This window comes from Shewanella electrodiphila, assembly GCF_023283985.1.
GTDB classification, from domain to species: domain Bacteria; phylum Pseudomonadota; class Gammaproteobacteria; order Enterobacterales; family Shewanellaceae; genus Shewanella; species Shewanella electrodiphila.
In genome coordinates, this window is sequence record NZ_JAKIKU010000009.1 from 112618 (window position 1) to 137652 (window position 25035).

Annotated in this window: 15 protein-coding genes and 2 pseudogenes; 15 read left to right on the forward strand and 2 right to left on the reverse strand. The window is 36.9% G+C overall.

What is annotated here, in order from left to right; genetic code table 11:
• Nucleotides 1–48: 48 nt before the first annotated feature.
• Entirely contained in the window at nt 49–1509 is a 1461-nt protein-coding gene (gene xylB, locus L2737_RS16110; RefSeq protein WP_248956384.1) for a xylulokinase, read from the reverse strand.
• Between the two features lie 208 nt (nt 1510–1717).
• Here xylB and L2737_RS16115 point away from each other — a divergent pair, with 208 nt between their 5' ends.
• The 10 genes from L2737_RS16115 to L2737_RS16160 all read left to right on the forward strand — a co-directional run bounded on the left by L2737_RS16115 (nt 1718) and on the right by L2737_RS16160 (nt 15143).
• On the forward strand, nt 1718–2674 hold the full coding sequence (locus L2737_RS16115) for a Gfo/Idh/MocA family protein (RefSeq protein WP_248956385.1): 957 nt from the start codon (nt 1718–1720) through the stop codon (nt 2672–2674).
• A 257-nt stretch (nt 2675–2931) separates the two neighbouring features.
• Entirely contained in the window at nt 2932–3966 is a 1035-nt protein-coding gene (locus tag L2737_RS16120) for a LacI family DNA-binding transcriptional regulator (RefSeq protein ID WP_248956386.1), read from the forward strand.
• Between the two features lie 363 nt (nt 3967–4329).
• Nucleotides 4330–5046 (forward strand): NUDIX hydrolase, encoded by a 717-nt coding sequence (locus L2737_RS16125; RefSeq protein ID WP_102527392.1) that lies wholly within the window; start codon nt 4330–4332, stop codon nt 5044–5046.
• A 134-nt stretch (nt 5047–5180) separates the two neighbouring features.
• Entirely contained in the window at nt 5181–6536 is a 1356-nt protein-coding gene (locus L2737_RS16130; protein WP_248956387.1) for a glycoside-pentoside-hexuronide (GPH):cation symporter, read from the forward strand.
• 90 nt (nt 6537–6626) lie between these two features.
• Nucleotides 6627–7694 (forward strand): glycoside hydrolase family 43 protein, encoded by a 1068-nt coding sequence (locus tag L2737_RS16135; protein WP_248956388.1) that lies wholly within the window; start codon nt 6627–6629, stop codon nt 7692–7694.
• A gap of 322 nt (nt 7695–8016) precedes the next feature.
• Complete coding sequence (locus L2737_RS16140) at nt 8017–11040, forward strand: TonB-dependent receptor (protein WP_428848397.1); 3024 nt, start codon at nt 8017–8019, stop codon at nt 11038–11040.
• A 199-nt stretch (nt 11041–11239) separates the two neighbouring features.
• Nucleotides 11240–11968, forward strand: coding sequence for a SapC family protein (locus L2737_RS16145; RefSeq protein WP_248956389.1), 729 nt, complete (start codon nt 11240–11242; stop codon nt 11966–11968).
• Between the two features lie 129 nt (nt 11969–12097).
• The gene (locus L2737_RS16150) at nt 12098–13585 is read left to right on the forward strand and encodes a tryptophan halogenase family protein (protein ID WP_248956390.1); all 1488 of its coding nucleotides are present in this window, start codon (nt 12098–12100) and stop codon (nt 13583–13585) included.
• Between the two features lie 6 nt (nt 13586–13591).
• Nucleotides 13592–14275 (forward strand): DUF6445 family protein, encoded by a 684-nt coding sequence (locus L2737_RS16155; protein WP_248956391.1) that lies wholly within the window; start codon nt 13592–13594, stop codon nt 14273–14275.
• A 13-nt stretch (nt 14276–14288) separates the two neighbouring features.
• Complete coding sequence (locus tag L2737_RS16160; protein ID WP_248956392.1) at nt 14289–15143, forward strand: ThuA domain-containing protein; 855 nt, start codon at nt 14289–14291, stop codon at nt 15141–15143.
• Here L2737_RS16160 and L2737_RS16165 read toward each other — a convergent pair.
• Nucleotides 15140–16150, reverse strand: a complete 1011-nt coding sequence (locus L2737_RS16165) for an SMP-30/gluconolactonase/LRE family protein (protein WP_248956393.1) — start codon at nt 16148–16150, stop codon at nt 15140–15142. The two genes, L2737_RS16160 and L2737_RS16165, sit on opposite strands and share 4 nt — an antisense overlap.
• A gap of 185 nt (nt 16151–16335) precedes the next feature.
• Here L2737_RS16165 and L2737_RS16170 point away from each other — a divergent pair, with 185 nt between their 5' ends.
• From L2737_RS16170 to L2737_RS16195, 5 genes and pseudogenes are all read left to right on the forward strand, one after another.
• A complete protein-coding gene (locus L2737_RS16170) occupies nt 16336–17538 on the forward strand; it encodes an endo-1,4-beta-xylanase (RefSeq protein ID WP_248956394.1) in 1203 nt (400 codons plus the stop codon).
• Nucleotides 17539–18096: 558 nt separating this feature from the next.
• Nucleotides 18097–19263: an endo-1,4-beta-xylanase gene (locus L2737_RS16175; RefSeq protein ID WP_248956395.1), complete on the forward strand. Its 1167-nt coding sequence runs from the start codon at nt 18097–18099 to the stop codon at nt 19261–19263.
• A gap of 70 nt (nt 19264–19333) precedes the next feature.
• Nucleotides 19334–20060 (forward strand): annotated as a pseudogene (locus tag L2737_RS22515) (ISAs1 family transposase); the annotation flags it as partial.
• Between the two features lie 349 nt (nt 20061–20409).
• Nucleotides 20410–23946: a DUF4062 domain-containing protein gene (locus L2737_RS16190; RefSeq protein ID WP_248956397.1), complete on the forward strand. Its 3537-nt coding sequence runs from the start codon at nt 20410–20412 to the stop codon at nt 23944–23946.
• A 118-nt stretch (nt 23947–24064) separates the two neighbouring features.
• A pseudogene (locus L2737_RS16195) lies at nt 24065–25031 on the forward strand (ISAs1 family transposase).
• The last annotated feature ends 4 nt before the right edge of the window (nt 25032–25035 follow it).

Sequence of the window (25035 nt, forward strand, 5' to 3'; positions counted from 1 at the left end):
TTTGTATATGATTTGTGTTAGATTTCTATCTTTTTTATAAGGTGCTAATTAGATAAAGAGGTGTTTAGTGGCTTGATATAAACTTTTGAATTGTTGATATTGCGTGGCGTAATATCCCTGCATTTCAGGGTTAGGTAATACAAGGTGTTTAAGTTTGCCAGAGGTACAGACTTTTTCTGTGGGACTTTGCTCAATGGCTATTCTTGCTAATCTAGCTGCACCATAGGCAGGGCCAACTTCGCCGCCTTCACGATAGGACAATGGACGGTTTAATACGCTAGCAAGAATATCTCCCCATAATCGGCTTTTTGAGCCACCACCGATAACCGTTATTTCTTCAATAGTTGCACCAGCATCTAATAAAACCTGTTGCCCATCGGCAAAAGCAAAGGCAACGCCTTCTAATACCGCTCGACCCATGGTGGCGGCATCAGTGTTATGGTCTAAACCAAAGAAAACCCCTTTAGCCGTCGGATTATTGTGAGGTGTACGCTCACCTGATAGATAGGGTAAAAACAATACTGAGTTTGGTTGGCTAAAATCACATTTAGCTATTTGAGCTAATAAAGCCGATTCGTTGTCGTAGCCCGTTAGTTTAGTCACCCAGTTCAAGCAACTTGCTGCACTTAACACCACAGACATTTGGTGCCATGTATTACTCAAGCAATGGCAAAATGTATGTACCGCATTATCCGGATTGGGTAAATATTGCTCATTTGCCACAAAATATACCCCAGAGGTGCCCAGTGATAAAAATGCTTGATTTGGTTTTATTACACCAATTCCTATAGCTCCAGCCGCATTGTCACCTGCACCTGCGACAACAGGCACCGTGTTCATCCCCCATAAACTGGCGATGTTCGCGCTTAATGTTCCGGTAATGTCAGTGCCTTCATATAACAACGGCATTTGGTCAATCGTCATTGATGTTGCTGTTAACATTGCTTCAGACCAGCAACGGTTCTTTACGTCTAGCCAGAGAGTACCGGCAGAATCAGACATGTCAGAGGCATAGTCTCCGGTCATTTGTAAACGTAAGAAGTCCTTAGGTAATAGAACCTTAGCAACTTTATTAAAGTTCTCTGGTTCATTCTCCTTTACCCATAATAATTTAGGGGCAGTGAAGCCTGGCATCGCGATGTTGCCAGTAATATCACGTGATTCAGGTTCAATTTCTTCTAAGGTTTTACATTGAAGTTGGCTACGGCCGTCATTCCACAATATCGCTGGACGAATAATTTGGTCATTACTATCGAGTAAGGTGGCGCCATGCATCTGGCCTGACAAACCAATAGATTTAATTTTTTTGAGCAAATCAGCTTTGGTTAATTTGAGCTCAGCCATTGCTAAACAGGTCGCTTGCCACCATTGATTCGGATCTTGTTCTGACCATTGTGATTGTGGTCGAGATATTGTTAGTGCTGAACTAGCTTGTGCTAACAACTGATCATCATTGTCTAAAATAATGACCTTTACACAAGAAGTTCCTAAGTCGATTCCAAGATACATAATTCAATCCGTTGTTATATTGTGTTATATTTTGTTAGCGCTAACATTAGCATTGAGTTTTAAATCTATCAAGGGTATTTTGTGTAATTAATGTTAACGTCTGCTGCTTGTTAATTATTGCTATAGCCAATTAACCTTGGTGATAACACAGCAATTGCGATGTAGTTTTTTTGCAAAATATATCTTTAAACACAAAAGGGAATGAGAAATGACTCAACTAAATTGGGGTATTGTGAGTGCAGGAAGGATTGCAGGTTTATTTTGCCAGGACTTAGTGTTTTCAAAGAACAGCCATTTATATGCAGTAGCCGCAAGAAAGCAAGCTGACGCTGATGAATTTGCTAAACAATATAATGTTGAAAAATCCTACCAAGGCTACCAAACATTATTTGATGATCCCAAGGTGGATATTGTTTACGTCGCCACGCCTCACAATTTTCATTTTCAACAAGCCTTTGATGCCTTATCAGCAGGAAAACACGTACTGTGCGAAAAACCCATGACAGTTTCACATAAAGAATGTGAAATATTAGTCAGGTTAGCGAAAGATAAAGGTTTGCTACTTATGGAAGCATTATGGACCTATTTTTTACCAGCGATGCAAAAAGCTAGAGAGTGGTTAAATGATGGCCGCATTGGACAGTTGAAACATATTAAAGTTGATTTCGGTTATCCTGTGCCTTTTAAATTAGATGGCCGAGAGTACAATCCTAATTTAGCGGGAGGATGCTTATTAGATATGGGTATTTACCCGTTAGCTATTGCAGATTTCTTTCTTGAAGCAGATATCGATAACTTATTCGTTAAAGCCAATTTCTGTGAAACCGGTGTTGAGGATGATGTCATTATTATAGGTAAAAGTGATGATGTGATGGTCAGTCTTGCGACATCTTTTCAATGTCGATTAAGTAATAATGCCTATCTTATTGGTGATGAAGGTTATATTTTAATTCCTGATGCATTTAGAACTAAAGAGTGTCGTTTATTCCACCTTGATGAATTGGTTGAAAGTTTTACTGATAACAGGCAATCACTGGGCTATCATTTTGAAGCAGATGAAGCATGTCGAGTTATTGAAGAAGGGAAGTTAGAAAGTGCGGTTGTTAGCCATCAACATAGCTTATTATTTCAAAGCCAGCTGGCCAGTGTCAAAGCTCTTTTTTAGCGCTCTAATTTAGTTCTCATATTTATATAACTACTGATTGTCTTTAGAACGTTACTAGCAATTACGTAGAACGTGTAGCGTGAGTTTGATTTCATTATTTAAATATGACTAATGGTCGCTTCTTAGGAAAGTACGTTTTTACATTTATGATTTTAAAAATGTTATTATTCAGAATGTAACGTATCAAAATAGCTGTCTATCTTCATACAGTTATTAACTGTTTAATTTCTCGATGTAGTTTTATTAGTAGGTAAGCAATGGTCAAAGTAAAAAAAGCCCGCATACAAGATGTAGCGCTAGAAGCGGGTGTGTCAATGATGACTGTATCAAGAGTGTTAAATCAAGATCCTAAAGTCAGTGATAGCACTCGCAGTAAAGTGCTAGCCGTTGCCGAACAGTTACAATATCGACCTAATGAATCTGCTCGTCGTTTAGCCAGTAATAAATCTTATTTAATTGGATTACTTTATGATAATCCTAGTGATGCCTATATAAGTCAGTTTTTGTTAAGCGCGTTAAAAAGTTGCCGAACTAAAGGGTTTCATTTAGTCGTTGATGAGGCGGATAAGAACATTGAAAAAACACTGCAATCTGTAAAAGATTTGATCAATGAAACCAAAGTCGATGGGATGATATTATTGCCGCCTGTGTGTGAGCAAAAAGAAATTATTGATTGCTTACAAGATGCTAATGTTCCATTTGTGAGAGTGGCTCCCGACAGTCAGTTAACCATCTCTCCGTATATTTGTATGGATGATTATCAAGCTGCGTTTGATTTAACTGAAATGCTTATTAAGCAAGGCCATAACAAAATTGGCCATATTATCGGTGATGCTAATCAAGGTGTTAGTCGCTTACGCTATCAGGGTTATTTAGATGCTTTACGCTCAAATAAAATCAACACGCCACCAGAATACATTGAACAAGGTTGCTTTACTTATCAATCTGGCATGATTGCAGCGAAAAAAATGTTAGCTTTAAAAGACAAACCTAGTGCCATATTTGCTGCCAATGACGATATGGCGGCAGCGGTAATCTCAATTGCACAAAATCAAGGGATCAATGTCCCAAATGATTTATCCGTTGTCGGGTTTGATGATACAACCCTTGCAACGGTTGTATGGCCAAATATTACGACAGTAAGACAACCTATTGATGAAATGGCAAAGTTAGCTGTGAGTTTGTTTACAACTAATAAGGTTAAAGATTTTACCGATTTAAAAAGCAATCAATTACGCAATATTTTAGATTTTAAAATAATTCAAAGAGAGTCCAGTAAGCCAATTGAATAAGCTTTTGTGGTAAATTTTTGTACATTGTAAGCAGGACTGCTGTTTCGAGTTAGTCGCTGAATGAATATTTACAGATAAATATTCAATTTATTTTGTAAACACAAAGTGTCTGTTTATCAATTGGCCAAAACCGCAGCTATACAGACGCTTATCACACCAGGTATTTCTTCCTTTTTATTCAACTCTTCATCCTAAAAGCGATAAATGGATTCTGTAACAGTCATTTACAATTATGTTTTTGATGAGTAAAGTGATTATCAATTCTGTTGTGTTTAACTGTTAGAACATTTGGTAGTGGTGACTTAACTGCCGTGCGTCTTAATGTTTTATATCAAAGCTTGCTTTAATAATTGGAAACCTCCTGTGAATTTTATAAATGAAGTTATTGATGAAGAAACCATCCCAACTGATTGTATTAGTAACTTAACCGTCGATAATCTTATTTTTACCCTACATGAAGGCAAACTGAAAGTGTTGCTGGTTAAATATAATCAAGGGCTTGCAACAAATAAGTGGGGACTAGTAGGTCACTGGGTTCGTAGTAATGAAAACCTTGAAACGGCAGCATCTCGAGTTGTAAAAAATACTACAGGTGTTGAAAACTTGTACTTAGACCAACTTGGTGCATTTGGCGATGTTGACCGCTATCCTGCTAGACGCATTATTACCATTGCTTTTTATTCCTTAGTCCGTTTTGATGACACCAACTTAACTCATGGTGCTAATGCGATTGAGTGTGAATGGTTCGATGTTAGACAAGTACCAACACTGATGTTTGATCATGATAATATTTTGGCCAGTTGTTTAAATCATCTGAAATACAAAGTAAGGCATGAACCTATTGGTTTCAGTTTATTACCTGAAAAGTTCACTCTGTTACAACTGCAAGATTTATATGAATCTATATTGGGCGTAACGCTAGATAAACCCAACTTCCGCAGAAAAATATTAAAAATGGATTTACTCATCGACTGTAAAGAAAAGCAACGCAATGTAGCGCATCGTGCCGCTGCATTGTATCGGTTTGATGTGGAAGTCTATGAAAAATTAGCACAATTCGGTTATACATTCGAATACTAAAATCAAATTTAAAAATATCACAAAGACAGCATTCGCTGTCTTTTTTTACATCCTGTTAAAAGTTAATCAAAATTGTTTACAATGTTAATGGTTTGATATAGTGTTTGTGACTATAACCTTTAGTTGGAACAGTAATGGACACTTTTATTAATAAACTCAGCATTAAAGAAAAGCTTGGATATGGCCTTGGGGACACTGCAAGTAATATCGTGTTTCAAATGGTCGCTAATTTCATGCTGATTTTCTATACCGATGTTTATGGCTTGTCGGCAGCTGCAGCTGGCACATTACTTCTATCAGTACGATTGTTTGATGGATTCACTGATCCAATTATGGGCGGAATCGCCGACAGAACCCGTACACGTTGGGGCTCATATAGACCTTACATTCTATTTTTAGCATTACCTTACGGTCTATTAGCCTGTTTAGCGTTTATAACTCCTGATTTTGATAGCACAGGCAAACTCATATATGCCTACGTTACTTATGGACTGTTAATGACATGTTACACCGCAATTAATATTCCTTATGGTGCATTAGGCGGAGTGATGGCGTCAGATCCTAAAGAACGTACATCATTACAATCATATCGATTTGCCATGGCAATGGCTGCATTAGTGGTTATCGTTTGGGCAATACCGCGTTTAGTTGAATATTTCGGTCAAGGCGAAGATGCTGTTGGTTATCCGCTAGCGATGATATTCATGGGCTCATTAGCTGCAGTTTGTTTTTTATTGTGTTTTGCAATGACAAAGGAAACATTAACCAACGAAACTGATAAACATGAGCGCTCAACTCAGAGTATTTTTAAAGACTTTTTTCAGCTATTTAAAAATGACCAATGGCTTGTTATCGCGATTATTAGTCTTGCTACGTTGATCCTTATCGGAATTCGAGCATCTGTTGCACCGCACTATATTAAATATTACATCGGTGATGAGGACTTACTATCAAACTTCTTAACCTTGGCGGCAGTTGGTTCAGTCTTGGGGGCAATCTCGACTAACTTCCTCTCTAAATTCATTGAGAAAAAGATTTTGTTTCAAGTGGCTTTAGTGGTTGTGATCATTTCTCATTCATTATTTTACGTCATTGATAGTAATCAAATCGCACTTATATTTGTGACTTATTTCATTGCTAACTTTGCACATATGATCATAACGCCCATCATGTTTTCTATGGTTGCTGACACTGTTGATTATGGTGTTGAGAAAATCGGCAAAAGACTGACTGCAATTACATTTTCTGGACATTTACTGGCAATTAAATTTGGTTTTGCAATTGGTGGGGCGTTAGCTGGTTGGATATTATCAGCTTATGATTATATTCCTAATCAAGTGCAAACAGATCATACACTATCAGGTATTTTACTTGCCTTCGCTGGTATACCTATTATTTGCACGGTTGTTTGTCTAGTTGTTATTAGTAAATATCGATTAACAGAATTAGAAGTTAAAAAGATTCAATTAAACCTGGCTGAAATTAAGTGAAGTTAAGAAACCTTATTCATAATAATTAAGGTTTAACTTACTTATGTGCTGGTGAATTAAACATATTATAAATATTTTTGAGGAATTGTTATGGCTTCTGCCGTAAATAAAAGGGAAATCATGATTAATAATGAAGTGAGTGATGCTGAAAGGAAGCAAGCATTAGATATTAAAAAAGCCAATTCTTTTAAACAAAAGGATGAAGCATTAATTACTAGCATTTATACAGCAGATCCATCTGCTCATGTTTTCAATAATAAAATATATATTTATCCTTCTCATGATATTGAAACAGATAATGCTATTAATGATGATGGCGACCACTTTGCAATGAATGATTATCATGTCTTGTCTATTGAGAATGACACAAATGAAGTTATTGATCATGGTGTCGCATTAAGTCTTGAGAATGTTAAGTGGGCTAGCAAACAACTTTGGGCGCCAGATGCAGCGCATAAAAATGGTACTTATTATTTCTATTTTCCCGCACGAGATTTAGAAGGGATTTTCAGAATAGGCGTTGCGACAAGTTTATCTCCAGCAGGGCCATTTATCGCTGAAGACAGTTACATCGAAGGATCTTTTAGTATCGACCCTGCTATTTTTGAAGATGATGATGGTAGTTATTACTTATATTTCGGTGGTTTATGGGGCGGTCAATTACAAAACTGGCATCAAGGACAATTTTCATCTGAAGATCAATATCCAGCTGATGATCAAGCTTCATTACCAGCAAAGATGGCTAAACTATCAGACGATATGTTGTCACTTGCCGAACCTGTGAAAGATATTGTGATCCTTGATGAAGATGGAAACGCCATCACAACTGAAGACAATGAACGCCGCTTTTTTGAAGCGTCATGGGTTCATAAATATAATGGTAAATACTATTTTTCATACTCAACAGGCGATACCCATAATATCGCATATGGTATTGGTGATAACCCTTATGGGCCTTTTTTTTACCAAGGAGTGATATTAAACCCAGTGTTAGGCTGGACAAATCATCATTCAATTGTATCCCATCAAGGCAAATGGTTTTTATTTTACCATGACTCTACTTTATCAAAGGGTCAGACACATTTACGATGCGTTAAAAAAACAGAATTACTTCACGATGAAAATGGAAAGATAATCACAATAACGGCTTATGAATAAAGAAATCATAGTTTAGGTTGTGATTTTTATTTGCCCAAATAAGTAATAGTCATAAAGACTAACTACTGGTAACCAATTAGGTTTTAAGCCTAATAACGCAGAAAAGTTTACACATTTAATAAAGCAATAAATGAGCAGAGAATCGACAAACTATAGCTTTATATTGAATTTAACGATTTAATAACATACGAAATCGATTGCCGTCTTTGTTAGTACTCTTTATTGGATTTTTAAATCAAGAAATTAGTGACTTCTGGGGAAGTCACTAATTTAAAAAGGAGTCATTGCCATATTGGCAATAACGAAGCGAGGGGAGAGTGAAATGTTTAATAAAAAGATAATAACCACTTCAATTCTAGCAGCACTAGGTTCTATGGCTGCAACACAGAACAGTTTTGCTGATGAAGCAACTGATGAAGTAGAAGTGATTCAAGTTACAGGTATTCGTAGCAGTTTAGTCCGTTCAATGGATTTAAAGCGAGAAGCAAATGGCGTAGTCGATGCTATTTCTGCTGAAGATATCGGAAAATTCCCTGATACTAACTTAGCTGAATCATTACAACGTATCACTGGTGTTTCGATTGATCGTTCAAACGGTGAAGGGAGTACTGTCACTGTACGTGGTTTTGGGTCAGAGCAAAATTTAATTACTTTAAATGGTCGCCAACTACCGAACACTACAGGTAGCCGTACCTTTGATTTCGCAAATATAGCTGCAGAAAGTGTATCAGGTGTTGAAGTTTATAAAACTTCAGATGCCAGTGTTACTTCTGGCGGTATCGGTGCGACAATTAATTTAACCAGTTTTAAACCACTAAGCGCGCCCGGTTTAACAGCAACGATTTCAGGTAAAGCTGTTGATGATCAATCAACTGAGACTGGTGGTGTCACGCCTGAACTGAGTGGTTTATATTCACAGACTTTTGCTGATGACACATTCGGTATCGCTATATCGGGTAGTTATCAAGAACGCGAAAGTGGTATGAAACAATTCCTTCAAGATCAGGGGTATCGCGCAAGTGATTACACCAATACAGGTTGGGGTGGTGTTCCTGCTGGTGAAGCCGGTGGTTCAAACCGTCCAACATCTGGAATTTACTCAAACCCTCAACAGCCACGTTATGTTATTGAAGAACGTCAACGTGAACGTATTAATGGTCAATTAACGCTGCAATACCGTCCTATAGAAACGTTAACTATTACAGCGGATTACACGACTTTTAGAAATACTATTGAAGAGCAACACACTGATGCATCAGTTTGGTTTAACTATGCAGGTGATCGAAGTGAATCAGTATGGACTGGCGAGCCCAATGCTGTACCCCTTATTTACTCTGAAATTTATGACATTAATAGCCCTGCAGATTTGCGAGATACTTCATTAACAGTAGGTGCTTGGGGCCGTGAAGAAATCACAGATTCAATAGGGTTAAATATTGATTGGCAAGTAACTGAGGATTTAGTGTTAACACTGGATCATCACAGCTCTAAAGCCAATATGGAAGCAACTGATCCGCGCCATGGTACGCGAAACAATGTTCAACTGCCTTCATATACTCGTACTCGTTCTGGTCTTGATTTAACAGGAAGCCTACCTGGTATTGCTATCGGTGATATTGAGAACTTTAATCCAAGTACCATGCGTTTATCGGGTAGTTGGTTTGCCAATGATAAATATACTTCAGAAATTGATCAAACTCAGTTGGATGGTAAGTATCATTTAAACAGTGATTTAAGTATCGATTTTGGTGTGTCAGTTAATACAGTTAATAACCGCTATCGCCATACTCAAGTACAACGTCCTGATTGGGGCGGAGTGGGTGAAGAAGGTGATTTCGAAGATATTAATTGGACTGAAGACACCATCTTAGACAAGTTTGATGACAGCACTGGCAATTTTGAAGGAACAGCGACTCAAAGTGATTATGATTTATTCAATCGTATTTTCTTTGCTGATTTTGACGAAATTATTAATGCTGCAGAATACGCAGATCCCGTAGCTAATGTTGATGGTTTATATGGTGACTGTCAGGCCGCATCAGGCGCAGCAGCTGGACCTAATGGTGAAGGCCAGTTCTGTGCTTCAACCCAGTGGGATGCTGATACTAACCGCTTTACTGAAGAAGAAACCACCGCTGCTTACATTCAAGCCAATTACTTAGGTGACATGTTTGATATGCCATTTAGTGTGCATGTTGGCTTACGTTATGAGCAAACAGATGTGGTATCAACAGCATCAGCACCAGGTTATAGCCGTGTTGAGTGGAATGAAGATACATCGACTTCAGTTACAGGGCAAACAGGTATTGAAACCTTAAGTCAAAGTGCAGATTATGATTTGTTCTTACCTAACATTAACTTCAATCTTGATGTAACTGACGAATTACGTGTCCGTGCTGCTGCGGGTAAGACGATTTCTCGTGCGGGTTATAACTCATTACTAGGTGGAACCACAATTAATACCGGCGGTAACTTAAGCGGTTATACCGGTAGTTCAGGTAACCCTGGCCTTGAGCCATTAGAGTCAATCAATTACGACTTATCGACAGAGTGGTATTACGACGAAGGAAGCTATGCATCTATCGGCTACTTCAAAAAAGACGTGTCGAACTGGATTAGTTATGGATCGAAACAATCTGATATTTTCAATTTGTCAGATCCACTTAATGGCGATAAATTTAATGCGGCAGTTACTGCTTTAGGTGCTAATGCGTCAAATGAACAAATTAGAACTTATATCTTTGAAAATTATGCAGATGATCCAAATGTAACACCAAATTTTGATGAAGATGGACTGCTTGATGGCGGTAGTATTGTTGGCGACCCATTAACAGATGAAGGTGTAGTATTTAACCTTAATGTCCCTGTGAATGGCGATACAGAACATACTATCGATGGTTTTGAATTCAACGTTCAACATCTATTTTGGGACTCAGGTTTTGGGGGGATAGCTAACTACACCATGGTTGATTCTGACCTGCAATATGATGATAGTTCGCTGGAAGATACTGAAGCATTGGTTGGCTTAAGTGATACCGCAAATTTAGTCTTGTTCTATGATAACTACGGTTTTCAAGCTCGTATAGCTTATAACTGGCGCGATCAATTCTTATCAGACAAAAGAGTTAACGGTGATTTAACTACGCCTATTTATACTGAAGAATATTATCAAATAGACTTTAATGTTAGTTATGATATTCCTGCTGTTGAGGGCCTAACCGTCTTTGCTGAAGGTATTAACATCACTGAAGAAGCCGTAAGAAAACATGGTCGTCAAAACCAATTAGTGTTTGAAACAACACAAACTGGCGCAAGATATGGTTTAGGGGTTCGCTATACGTTCTAGTAGCGAGCTGTAAATGATAGCGGCTGCCCCCAGTCGCTATCACCCTTTATCTAAATCTAGTACAAAAACTGAATTTAAAGCTAATCACAACTCGCTGTTAAATATGCATATTGTCTTCACAAAAATCATCAAATTGTATGGTTAGTTCTTCATTCACGCATGACTCAACAGTAATCAATTATTATCAAAGGGTATACCCATGGCCAAGCATGTACTGCTCAATAACATTGAACATAAAGACCTTAAAATCATTACCGAGCGTTCTGCAAAATACGGCGATGACCAGTGGTTTTCCCAAACATTTGTGGCGGAATTTAAAACCGTGCAAGCTCATTATCCGATTATGTTCCAAAAGAATGCTGATACGGGAGAATTTACCCCAGTGACTTTATTTGGCTTTACTAATAATGAGAATCTATTCTTAAACGATGGTCATTGGGATGCCAGTTATATCCCTATCTCAATGCAAAGAATGCCTTTTTATATTGGAATGCAGCAATCAACGCTAAGCAGTAACACTGAACCTCAACGTGTAATTACGCTTGATATTGACTCCCCAAGAGTGAATGAAGAAACAGGTATTGAGCTATTTCTACCCTATGGTGGTAACAGTGAATATTTAGAAAACATTGCCAATATGTTGGAGTTGCTTCACCAAGGTGTTGATGAAAATAAAATGTTTATCGAAGTCCTTACAAGATATGAGTTATTGGAAGCGGTCACTATCGACGTTGAGTTAAACAATGCCAGCAAACATCAACTGATCGGCTTTTATTCCATTAACGAAGATATATTGGGTCAATTATCAGCAGAAAAAGTACTGCATCTGCACAAAGAGGGTTATCTAGAAGCAATATATATGATCATTGCTTCACAAGCCCATATAAGAAAGTTGGTTGAACTTAGAAATAAGCAGCAAACACACTAGTAATTTTCATATTCTTTAAAGCGTTTTAAACAAGTTTATCAAACTGTTTTATATAGATTTTATTTAAAATTTATCATAAGTTAGAAAAACAAATTCCATTAGTACTAATAAATTTTGTAGGCGACTCACATGACAAAAAAAATAACCAATGTAGTAATCGCTGGCGGCGGCACTGCAGGGTGGATGGCCGCAGCGGCTTTCTCAAAGTTATTAGGTAAAAATATTAATGTGACGTTAGTTGAATCGGACTTGATCCCCACCGTAGGCGTGGGCGAGGCCACAATACCCACCTTGCATGTGTTTCATGACTTATTAAAAATTAAAGAAGCCGACTTTATGGCGGCTACCAATGCCACGTTTAAGTTAGGTATCTCATTTGAGAATTGGCGAGATGTTAACCAAGACTATATGCATTCATTTGGCTATATTGGTCAAAGTTGTTGGGCTGCGGGGTTTCAGCATTTTTGGCTTAAAGGCTTTAATCAAGGCGTTGCTAGCGACATCGGCGACTATTGCCCGGAGCATGTAGCAAGTCGTGTCGGTAAATTTGCAGTGCTACCTAACCAAGATAGAAACCATGCTTTTCATACTGATGCAGGCTTATATGCCCGCTTTTTAAGAGCCTTTGCTGAAAAGCACGGCGCAAATCGTATCGAAGGAACAATAGCCAAGGTAAATTTGAATAACGAGAATGGCTTTATTGATTCATTAACGTTAGCTAATGGTGAATGTATTGCTGGTGACTTATTCATTGACTGCACTGGCTTTAAAGGCCTGTTGATTGAAGATGCGCTTCATACTGGTTATGACGACTGGCGCCACTGGTTACCTTGTGACAGTGCTGTGGCAGTACAAACTAAACAAACAAAACCATTAGTACCCTATACTCGTTCTATTGCGCGAGAGTCAGGTTGGCAATGGCAAATTCCACTACAAAATAGAATGGGTAACGGATTGGTATTTTGTAGTAAGTACTTAACTGATGATCAAGCCAAAGCCTTGTTAGTGGAAAATATTGAAGGTGAACAACTTAATGAACCTCGGGTATTAAAGTTTCGCACCGGTACACGACGCAAGCATTGGAACAAAAATTGTGTGGCTATTGGGTTATCCAGTGGCTTTATTGAGCCGCTAGAATCAACCAGTATTCATTTGATCCAACAGAGCATAGTAAGATTAATGCAAAATTTACCAACAACAGCCATGGAAAGCGGTGTTGTTGATGATTTTAATCAGAAAATGCGAGTAGAAATAGAAAATATTCGTGATTTTATTGTACTTCATTACCATGTAACTGAACGTCAAGACAGTGAATTTTGGCGTTACTGCAAGCAAATGGATATACCAAAGAGCTTACAAAAACGAATTGATATGTTTAAACAAAGTGGCCAAGTGTATAAAACAGATCAAGAGTTGTTTGGCGAAGCATCATGGTTACAAGTGATGTTAGGCCAAGGGTTGTTACCTGAACAATATCACCCCATTGTCGATAACATGTCAGATCAAGAATTGGCACAATTTTTAGGGACAATTAAACAGTCTATCAAGCGTCGAGTTAATAGCTGGCCTAACCATATTGATTTCATTAATAATTACTGTAAATCTAATATACTGTAAAGCGCTATGTTCAGTATTAATTCTAATATAAAACCCTGCGTTGAGTATATTGGTAACAGTAGAATACCTATTGTTATTATTGATGATTATATTGCAGATATAGCACTTGTTCGTGATGTCATTATTGCTGGCGCATTTTTTACACAGGACAAGCATACTCAATATCCGGGAATAAGATCTGCCATGTCTAAAGCTGATGTGGTTTCCTATCTCAAACCTTTGATGCAGCCTTTATATAGCGTTTTTAACTTGCCTCGGGAGCTTACTCCAAGCCCACGTGATAACTACTATTCGTTACTGACAACACAGGAAACTGATTTGTCATTAATACAAACCATTCCGCATTTTGATACTTATCAACCAAACCTGATTGCCTGTATTCATTACTTATCTAAATATCAACATGGTGGTACAGCATTTTATCGACATAGAAGCAGTGGCTATGAATTTATTAATGAAGGGCGTTTACCTGAATACCAAGCGACAGTAAATACGATATCACACAGTGGTTATTGTGGTGAGCATCATCCAGATTTTGAATGTTATAAAGTGATCCCATACCAAGAAAATAGGCTGATTATTTTCCCTGGTCAGTTACTGCATTCTAGTCTGGTAATACCAGAATCAGACATCAATACCAATCCAATGACTGGAAGGTTAACAGCCAATCTATTCATTAAATTTAACTAGGATACTAATGATAATGAATAAGTTTTTTAAGCGCGAAGTACCTCAATCCAATTTGACCATTAGTCATTTGTTGTTTGTTTTTTTGCTTGTCGTCTTTTGTCTGCCTATTAATAAATCAGCTCATGCAACGAGCTTTGACTCTCTGCCTGACAAACAATTCAACGTACTGTTGTTTACTAAAACAAATGGCTGGCATCATAAGTCAATTCCAGCAGGTGTTACGGCATTAGAACTGCTAGCAGACAAACATTATTTTAATTTGATTTGGCATGAAGAAAGCCATTACTTTAACGACGAATATCTCAGCAATGTTGATGTAGTGGTATTTCTGTCGACGACAGGTGATATTCTGTCTAATGAGCAACAACAAGCGTTGAAACGCTATATACAGTCGGGCAAAGGGTTTGTCGGTATTCACAGTGCATCTGATACAGAATACGACTGGCAATGGTATCAACAACTCGTTGGGCATACTTTCGTTATACACCCGGTGGTGCAAACAGCTAGGCTGTCTAAAGTGTCTAGTGAATTTCCTGGTCTAGAGTCAATGCCTGAAAAGATGCTGTGGACTGACGAATGGTATGAGTTTGGTGAAGCTAATTCAACGGGGCTGAATTATCTTTTGACTGTCGATGAAACCAGTTATAACCCTAACGCTGATTGGGGCACTAAGCAGGGCAAAGGTATGGGAAGCTTTCATCCCATTGCTTGGTACCAGAACTATGATGGCGGCCGCTCATTTTATACATCACTAGGTCACATCAAACCTGTTTATCAAAATGACCTGTTCTTAGCTCATTTATATGGCGGAATATATTGGGCTGCAACTGGAAAAGGTATTGACACCACTATTAAGACATTAGATTAATTTGAATGAGTTGGAGTTATACCTGGGATATTAGATCTAAAGGTAAATAAACCATTGCCAGTAGTGACTAGAATGGTTTTTAAGTCTTGTCCACCAAAAGCCAAGTTAGTAATTTTAGGGGCGATATAAACGCTTTGAAGTAATTCGCCCTGTGGGTTATAAACATATAAATTACCTTCATTATGACTGGCTGCATAGATGTTTCCTGCGCAATCCACATTAATTCCATCCGGTGTATCAATGTTTATTTTGAACAACAACTCCCCAAGCTCATTATTTTTGGTAAGTTGATGTGCAAATATTTGATGACTGTAATCTCCGATGTATATGGTTTTATTGTCAGAAGACAAGCTAATCCCATTGGGTTTAATGAACTTTGTTGATAGTAAAGTAACTTTATTATCTTCACTGACTTTGTACACGCCAGTGAAGGGGGTTTGTTGTGGTCGTTCACTTAGTTGCCAGTCGGGATCGGTAAAGAATAATTCTCCTGAAGGATGCTTGATAAGGTCATTGGGAGAATTAAATTTTGCACTGTTATAGTCATTAACCATTAACATTCGTTCTTTGGTCGTTAGTGAAAATGTATTCACTGAACGCGTATCATGATTCATGCTGATTAACTGTTTATTCTCAGCTAGTAGTCCATTGGTACCGCTATTTTCAATAAAAAGTTCAATACCGTCTTGCTCGCTCCATGAATAAATAGTGGCTTCTGGTCCATTTGTTTGAGGGCTATTAAAATCCATTTCTGAAAAATAAAATTTACCTGTCAACCTAGACCAAGTTGGCCCTTCTAAGAATTTTAGCTCAGAAGTAATTAACAGGGGTGATAAGTCACTTGCAAGAGGCAGTATGTTTTTAGGACAACTTTCTATTATTTCAGGGATTGTATCTTTTATATCCATACTGTGTAGCTTATCAACTGCTATGGAATGTGATGAAAAAGCTGCCAATACTCCAAATGTAAAAAATCTTTTTATCATTATATTACTTATTGTATTCATTATAAAAATGTCTCTGTGAGTATTGTCATTAATGCAATTTCTTGGATCTGTTTGAGCAATAAAGTTAACGACCTAGAACAGCGTTGCAACACCAAGTTAACAAACATAAATGCAGTAGTCAAATTGACTATTAGTTAAGGATCCTAATAAGATGGTTAACACTATTTTATACAAAGGATGTAAGAATGAGACAAATCTTAAAAACGTTATTTTTAAAACATCAGGGCTTAAAACAATTGGTGGCAATGTTAGGTGTCACAATATTTCCGATAATGTTTTCAGCTCATAGCTCAGCAGAAGAAAAGGCAACGTTAAATGACTCAAATAATAAAAATATTTTACAGCAACATTTTAAAAATGATTTTAAAATTGGTGTCGCTGTAAATTATGAAATAGTCTCAGGGCTTGATCCCGTTAGTGCAAAAATTATCACCAAACAGTTCAATACCATCACCGTTGAAAATGCCATGAAGGCAGAAATCGTTAACCCACTTCCAGATCAATTCAACTTTACGGCAGCGGATCAATTTATTGATTTTGGTAAAAATAACGATATGTTCGTCGTTGGGCATACGCTTGTGTGGCATAACCAAACCCCTGATTGGTTTTTCAAACAAAAAAATGGTGAACAAAATTCTCCAGAACAACAAATTGAACGTATGGAGCAACACATTAAGTTAGTTGCAGGAAGGTATCGTGGCAGAGTGGATGCTTGGGATGTTCTCAACGAAGTCATTGGTGATGATGGCAACTATCGTCAAACCGTGTGGACTAGTGTCATCGGCAATGGTGATGAAGTGGCAAAAGCCGCTTTTACCTTTGCCGCCAAGTATGCGCCCAATACTGAACTTTACTATAACGATTTTAATGCCTGGAAACCGGCCAAGCGTGATGGCATTGTTAAAATGATTAAAATGCTCCAACGTGAGGGCATTAAGATCGATGGAATAGGGATTCAAGCCCATTGGGGGCTCAACTTTCCTAAACGTCATCTCATCGAAGACGCAATAGATGTATACGCAGCATTGGGGGTGAAGGTGATGATAACTGAACTCGATATTGATGTGTTGCCATTTACCAAAGAAGGGCAAGTTATTGGGCAAGGGTTTATGCACCCGCAGTTTCAAGAGCAAGAATTTAAAACTTACTTAGATCCATATTCAGATCATTTACCCGCTGACATTGAAGCAAAATTAGCAGCACGATATACAGAGCTATTTGATATATTCAAAGCAAAGCGTGAAAAGATCGATAGAGTCACATTTTGGGGATTACATGATGGAATGTCGTGGAAAAATGACTATCCAATTCCGAACCGCACCAATTATCCGCTGCTATGGGATAGAAAACACCAACCTAAGCCTGCATTAAATGCACTGTTTAACTAGACATTCGATTTCAAGCTGAATGCTTAGCGCCGCTGATAGACATTGTTGTTATTTCATATTCCTGATCTTAATGGTTGATAAACCTTATAGCCATTTGGTACTGGCTTTAACGGCTAATGGTGATAACGACTGTAATTATTCGTTTGATGGTGAAGTTAAATCGTCAGTGAATATAAAATTATTGTTACATAAATGTTTTATTAAGCAGCCAAATAGTCTATTTTAGAATAGCTTGTTGTCCAAAAGACTATTTGATGGTTTCTCATTAAAACCTAGCAGTATAGGAATAATCATAATGAGTGCTTTGGACTTGATTTACAAAAAGGGGAGACCAACTGAAAACTTTACTCATCAGTTAGGCATTTCTAACCTTGGTATTAGCAGGCTATTAGTTGCAGGCATAATTGAGAGCCTGTAATTAAAGCCAATATTTATTCGGATGAGAGACTGTCAGTCACTAATTAGATCCGATTAAACGACAACTATAAACCTTGTTTGGTCGATGTATTGCATTAATATTCGGCCAGATTACTTACAAATAGCTGGACATGGAAAGTAATGAAAATAATTAATAAATTCAATAAATCGTTAATTGCAGGTTGTGCCACGGTAGTTTTAGGGCTGTCAGGCTGTAATAGTGGCCAAGGTGTCACTCAGCAAGCAAAACCTGAAGCACCAGCAACATTGACTCAAGATATTATTTTAAAAAATCAATTTGCTGAAAACTTTAAAATGGGTACAGCAATCAGTAAATCTCAAGTATTGAACCCTACCGATCCAGAGCTATTGTTAGCGGCTAAACACTTCAATACCTTCACGCCTGAAAATTCGATGAAATGGGAGTCAGTGAATCCGCTACCTAATGAATATCAATTTGACGTTGCTGATGCATTAGTAAACTTTGCTATGAACAACAATCAACAATTGGTTGGGCACACTCTTGTTTGGCACTCGCAAACGCCAGATTGGGTGTTCGAAGATGATGCTGGAACCCCTATAAATCGTGAGCAACTATTAAAGGTTATGGAAACACATATTAAAACTGTTGCCGGGCGTTATGCTGATCAAATATTTGCTTGGGATGTAGTGAATGAGGCGCTTAATGAAGATGGCAGTTTGCGTGAATCAAAATGGCAGCAAATTATTGGTGATGACTTTATTGAACAAGCCTTTATATATGCACATCAATCGGCGCCTAATGCCAAACTATATTACAACGATTACAACATGTTTAAACCTGAGAAAAGAGCAGGTGCAATTAAGTTGATAAATCGCCTTAAACAAAAAGGCATTCAAATTGATGGTGTTGGCATGCAAGCGCATTATTCACTAGATTATCCTGACTTCAATCAAGTTGAAGATTCAATTGTTGCGTTTGCAGCAGCAGGCGTTGATGTCATGGTCACAGAGCTTGATATTTCAGTATTGCCATTTCCTGAAAACTTAGCTGCAGGCGCCGACATCTCATTAGATGTCGCACTGCAACAACAATATAACCCGTACGCTGCAGGTTTACCTATTGAAGTAGAACAGCAATTAGCATCCCGCTATCAAAACTTGTTTGCTCTCTATAAAAAACACAGCGACAGCATAGGTCGTATTACGTTTTGGGGCGTGAGTGACAAGCAAACTTGGCGCAATGGTTGGCCAATGGAGGGGCGAACAGATTATCCGTTACTCATTGATAGAGATATGAAGTTAAAAGCTTTCGTGAATTCTTTATAAGTTTTATACAAACGACAAAACAGCCACTCTTTGAACAATCACTGAGTGGTTTTTTTTATATTTAAAGGTGGTTGATGACACTATCGATCGTATTGTTTTTAGAATAGATCCTGAGCAGCTTAGAGACTGCATTATCAGTTGGATGAAAGCTGTACAGCAGTCAACTAATGGTAAGGTTATCGCCATCGATGGAAAAACCTTTCGAGGTTCATATGATCAAAATTCTCGACAATAAACCATTCACATGGTTAATGTTTTCTCTTGTGCAAATAAGCTCGTTCTTGGCCAAGTAAAAACAGCCGCTAAAAGCAATGAAATTAGTGCGATACCTAATAAAATTGTTAGTAATGGCAGTGACTATCTATTAGCGGTTAAAAGTAATCATGGTACGCTACACTACACAATGAAGTTATAACGGCCTTCTAAGATATCAAGAGCAGCCCATAAGATGGGCTAATCGTTGCGAAAAATTTATGACGGCAGGAAGCGAGGGCTTAATATGTGAAAAATGCTATGGACACCTTACCTGGGGAAGAAAATTGGCCGAAGTTAACCACATTGGGCATGTGCCTAATCTATCGCCAGAAAAGGGTAAAGAATCACAGCTAAATTATCGGTATTACATAAGTTCAACCCAACTCGGTGAGCAAGGGTTTGCAGAGTCATTACGTGTGCACTGGGGAGTTGAGTCATCAAAAGGAAGCATTCCAGCAAAGCAAAAGAGAGATTGGATGAAAACATCTTACCTCGAAGCAATACTCATAGTATGTCTAAATGATACGCGGGGTGAATTTTAAGTACTCATGCGGATGCTCTACATATTTAGTAATACGATAATGACACTCATGAATTTGCAGAAACCCTGTCGCTTGGACGTTTTATTTAACAATTTTATATTAAACAGTTGTCTTAGGTGTTGGCTTAAGACAATTATAGTGATAATTTTTAGACTTGTGATTAGTTTATATTTGGCGACTTAATCTGATAATAACAAGGTACTTTTTATGCCGATATTAAAAAATACAATTATAGCAAAGTTGAAATGAAAATATTTGCAATCAATGTTAAAATTATTTTAAGCTCGAGATAATATACGTAACAAAAGCTGTATTTAAATATAAAAATTTACTTTTAGGGAAGTTTAACTTGCATCATTTAAGGACATTTAGGTTATTTGTATCTTCAACATTCGCAGACTTTAAAGTTGAACGACAAATTCTACAAGAAAGAGTTTTTCCAAGAATTGACGAACACTGTAAGAAAAAAGGTTTTCAATTTCATCCAATAGATTTGCGCTGGGGAATTAATGCCGAAGCTCAAGCAAACCAAAAGACACTTGAGTTATGTTTAAACGAAGTAAGAAGCTGCAAGCAATACCCATACCCTAACTTCATTATTTTAAATGGTAACAGGTATGGCTGGATACCACTTCCAGACGCGATTGATAAAATTGAGTTTGATAAAATAATAAGCTTTATTGCACAAACTCACGACAAGAAACAAATAGAAGCACTTAAATATTTGGAATATTGGTATGTTGAAGACAAAAATCACCTCTCTAACAAGCTAGATAATCATGCCTATATTCTTAGGCGTCGTGACAACACAGCATATAATGATATTTTAACAGGCCAGCTTTTTAGCAAAGATTTTATATCACTGAATGATGAAAAACAAGAAAGCAATATTCATTGGACCTTGCATGAATCTATTCTTCGTAATGCTTTGCAATATGCTATTGGACATTTGTTTACACGAGGAGAAGTAACTGAAAATCAACGTAATAAGTACTTCGTTTCAGCAACAGAGTCTGAAGTATTAGAAGGTGTATTTCAATATGTTAAATTAGCCAAAAATCAGCAAGATTTAATAGACTCAACCAAAGATAATAATTCTTCTAATTTAGACTGCGGGTACGTTTACGCCTTCAATAGAAATATCAATAAGATTGAAGGAATAAGTCATAGCGAATCTCAATCAGAAGTTACCTCAAGTTCATTTGTAGATGAAAATATCGATGATTCAACCTCATTTAACCAACGACTTAAGCAAGCTATTCCACCAGTTAACTGGCTAAGTAGCACTATTGATTTTGCAGAAATAAATAGTGCTGATTTGTCAAATAAACACTATTTGCTTGAATTTGAACACTTTATGGTTAAAAAGCTTACTGAAGCAGTTAATCAACATATTAATGACGTAAAAAATATTGATTCATTGAGTCAAGAAAGGGATCGACAGGCTAGATTTAAGAGTACATTCACGGATTCATTTGTTGGCCGAACAGCTGAATTAGCTAAAATTGCTACTTATATCGAAGGAAGCTCGGAACAACCACTCATCATTAATGGTACTGCTGGGCAAGGAAAAACAGCATTAATTGCAAAAGCAGCATCTGAAGCTGAAAAGTGCTCATCTTATATCACTTGCTATAAATTTATAGGGGTTAGCTCTACTTCTTCTCATACAAGAAGAATGCTCGAATCCTTAATACAAGATCTTGCTTTAAATAACTGTTTGCAAGTACCGGAACAATACGAAACTGAAAATGATAATTTTTATAGCCAAATTCAAACGCTACTGAAACAAATCAGCATTCCAACCATCATATTTATTGATGGTTTAGATAAGCTCCACAATGAAAATTTTCTTCAGTGGTTACCTATTCAACTTCCAAAAACATTAAAGGTAGTAATATCTTTAATGACTACAAACCGCATCACACATTATTCAGCACTGTTATCGAGTAAAATAGACGATAATAACCACATTAATTTAACTGCTTTTTATGTAGAAGAGGCTTTGAGCTGTTTAAAACTATGGCTTAAAACTATCCAAAGAACATTAAGTAAAGAGCAATCTGAATACGTTATTAAGGTCTTTGCCAAAAGCGATGGCTCACCACTTTATTTACGGTTTATCTTTGAAGAAGTTAGGCATTGGCAAAGTAATCATTGGCAATTAAATTTGCCAAATAACTTATTTACTGCAATTGATTGGTTTCGTGAAAATTTAACGTCAAAACATTACCATAATCATAACGTCGTCAAATATATTATTGGTTTAATTATCTCTTCCAAATCAGGTTTAACTGAAAAAGAAATCATCGATTTATTAAGTGATAATTCTTTCCTTTTAGATGAAATAGAAGGATTTAATAGCCTTGAAGTTATTATAGAGGGAGTTAGCGCGAGGCGATTTCCTACTTCAGTATGGTTGCGAATATTCGAACAGATAAGACCTTTTTTACATGAGTATGAATCCAACGGACATTTATTATTAACATTATCCAATGAAGCAATTACAGAAACATTAAAACAAAAAGTGTATGACGGTGATAAACTGGCCATTCACTCAGCGTTAATAAAATATTTTACCAGTAACCAAACAGAGCGAAGTTATGTCGAGCTGCCATGGAACTTATTTAAAATTAATAACAATGAAGGGCTCGCTGATTTTCTATCAAGTATTGATAACTACTTAGCCTTTGTTAAAAGCAATCAACAAGAAGATATCATTGTATATCTTAATTATTTAGCAAAGGATGATGTCTTTTTTATAAAAATTGTCGAAAAATATAAACAATTAAATGAGGTAATCCCTGATGTCTACAACTTAATTACGACTCTTCTGCTGAACAGTAATAAAAGCAACATACTTCAATCGTTTTTAAGTTATGGAGAGCAATTATTTAACGATAATCCTGAAATGCTAAGTGGTATATACCAAAAGTACGCAATTGGCTTAACCGGATATCAGCGCATGCCATATATGGAGAAATCCTTAGAACAAGCATTAAAAGTAAAAGAAATTAACCCTTCTAAGCTAGCTAAAATATACAATTCGATAGGAATAAGTGCTAGAGGAAGCGTTTTTTTTAAACTAGCAGAATCATCATTTCAAAAATCATTAAGGGAATATAATAAAGATAATACAGCCGGTATTAATAAATTTTATAGCCTCGATGTACTGATTAATTTAGCAAATTTATATATAGACTGGGATGATGACTATTACCATGATTTAGCTAAGCAATATTCCATTTACTCATTAGAGCAAGTGGAGCTATTAAGCATATCTCCACATTTTTTAGTTACTATTTATAATAATTTAGCTGTAACCTTTAAAAGGCTATGTTTACTAAAAGAAAGTGAAAACTGTTACATCAAGAGTATTAACTGCCATAAGGAACACAGCCTTAATAATAAATTTAGCTTTCCATCAACATTTTTTAATCTTTCAATGCTTTATATTAAAACTACCCAATTAAATCTAGCAAGTATATGCATAGTTGAAACATTAAAATCGTTAAATTCAAGTTATCAAATTTTAACATCACCAGTAAAGCAAGGCCGGATTATTGATCTTTCAAATCAGGTTAGAGATTTAATAGATAATGTTGGTGACGAGCGATTTGAAGCAAATGATATTTTAACTATATATACGGAGTTACTAAATCTAGTGAGTAAATTCCCACATAATGAAGAGGATGTAGCGAATATTTCCTATAACATTGGGGTTCACTACACGCAAATTAAAGAGTTGGGAATGTCCCTAAAATATTTTAACTTGGCTTATGATGCATCGAGAACCTACTTCGGTGAATATCATCCTTCAACTATCGAAAATTTAAAAGCTATATATATGATAAGGGACTCATTAGCGACAACGGGCTCAATCTAGTAACACTATATTTACGGAGCAAGATCCTGAACGTTTATTGAACAATTTGTAATAGCGGTTTGACCAAAGAGGCGAGGTATGAACTTATACTCCTTTTTAATGAAATCAGAGCTAACAGATGTACCTAGAAGCCTTTATTACTCACTTTGATGAGGTCACAGATGCACGGCAATCAGCTAAAGTGACCTATCCATTGCTGGATGTCATTTTTATCACTTTGTGTGGTGTTATCGCTGGCTGAAGGTTGGTCTAAAATTCATGACTATGTCATTGGTCATCAGGATTGGTTTAAAGATAAAGGCTTTTTAAAAGAATGTGTTCCAGTTGGATCAAAGCTGTACAACAGTCGGCTAACGGTAAGGTTATCGCTATCGATGGAAAAACCTTAAGAGGTTCATATGATCGAAATTCTCGACAATCAACCATCTTCATGGTAAAGGCTTTCTCCTGTGTAAATAAGCTCGTACTTGGCCAAGTAAATCAGCCACTAAAAGAAATTAAAATAGAGGGATACCTGAGAAAATTATTAGGAATGGCGGTGACTATCTATTAGCGGTTAAAGGTAATCAAGGTACGATACACAAAGCAGTTATATGAGCCTTCTCATACATCAAGATTAGCCTAATAGATGGGCTAGGGCTAATCGTTGAGAAAAATAGAGGACCACTGGAAGCGAGAGCTCACTATATGAAAAATGTCATGGACAACTTACCTCGGATAAAAATTTAACCAAAGTTAACCACATTGGGCATGTGCCTAAGCTAACGCCAGGAAAAGGGCAAAGAACCACAGCTAAATTATCGGTATTACATAAGTTCACAAAGGTTTGCAAAGTCAATACGTGCACACTGGGGACTTGATAATGCCTTGCATTGGGTTCAAGATGAGTCCATGGAAGAAAATAAATGACAAATATATCAGAATCATGGAGCGGTGAATTGGGCGATGTTACGGCAAATGTCACTTAATATGTTAAGAGTTGAGCCAACAAAAGGAAGCATTCCAGCAAAGTAAAAGGGAGCTTTGATGAAACATCTTACCTCGAAGCAATACTCATAGCAGGTCTAAATGATACGCTGGATTAATTTT

Excerpts from the sequence above, each read along its gene's own strand:
- L2737_RS16175 (WP_248956395.1), top strand. The coding sequence starts at position 18,097 with ATGAAAATAATTAATAAATTCAATAAATCGTTAATTGCAGGTTGTGCC.
- L2737_RS16145 (WP_248956389.1), top strand. The coding sequence starts at position 11,240 with ATGGCCAAGCATGTACTGCTCAATAACATTGAACATAAAGACCTTAAA.
- L2737_RS16115 (WP_248956385.1), top strand. The coding sequence starts at position 1,718 with ATGACTCAACTAAATTGGGGTATTGTGAGTGCAGGAAGGATTGCAGGT.
- L2737_RS16120 (WP_248956386.1), top strand. The coding sequence starts at position 2,932 with ATGGTCAAAGTAAAAAAAGCCCGCATACAAGATGTAGCGCTAGAAGCG.
- xylB (WP_248956384.1), bottom strand. The coding sequence starts at position 1,509 with ATGTATCTTGGAATCGACTTAGGAACTTCTTGTGTAAAGGTCATTATT.
- L2737_RS16155 (WP_248956391.1), top strand. The coding sequence starts at position 13,592 with ATGTTCAGTATTAATTCTAATATAAAACCCTGCGTTGAGTATATTGGT.
- L2737_RS16140 (WP_428848397.1), top strand. The coding sequence starts at position 8,017 with ATGTTTAATAAAAAGATAATAACCACTTCAATTCTAGCAGCACTAGGT.
- L2737_RS16150 (WP_248956390.1), top strand. The coding sequence starts at position 12,098 with ATGACAAAAAAAATAACCAATGTAGTAATCGCTGGCGGCGGCACTGCA.
- L2737_RS16135 (WP_248956388.1), top strand. The coding sequence starts at position 6,627 with ATGGCTTCTGCCGTAAATAAAAGGGAAATCATGATTAATAATGAAGTG.
- L2737_RS16160 (WP_248956392.1), top strand. The coding sequence starts at position 14,289 with ATGAATAAGTTTTTTAAGCGCGAAGTACCTCAATCCAATTTGACCATT.
- L2737_RS16130 (WP_248956387.1), top strand. The coding sequence starts at position 5,181 with ATGGACACTTTTATTAATAAACTCAGCATTAAAGAAAAGCTTGGATAT.
- L2737_RS16165 (WP_248956393.1), bottom strand. The coding sequence starts at position 16,150 with ATGAATACAATAAGTAATATAATGATAAAAAGATTTTTTACATTTGGA.
- L2737_RS16170 (WP_248956394.1), top strand. The coding sequence starts at position 16,336 with ATGAGACAAATCTTAAAAACGTTATTTTTAAAACATCAGGGCTTAAAA.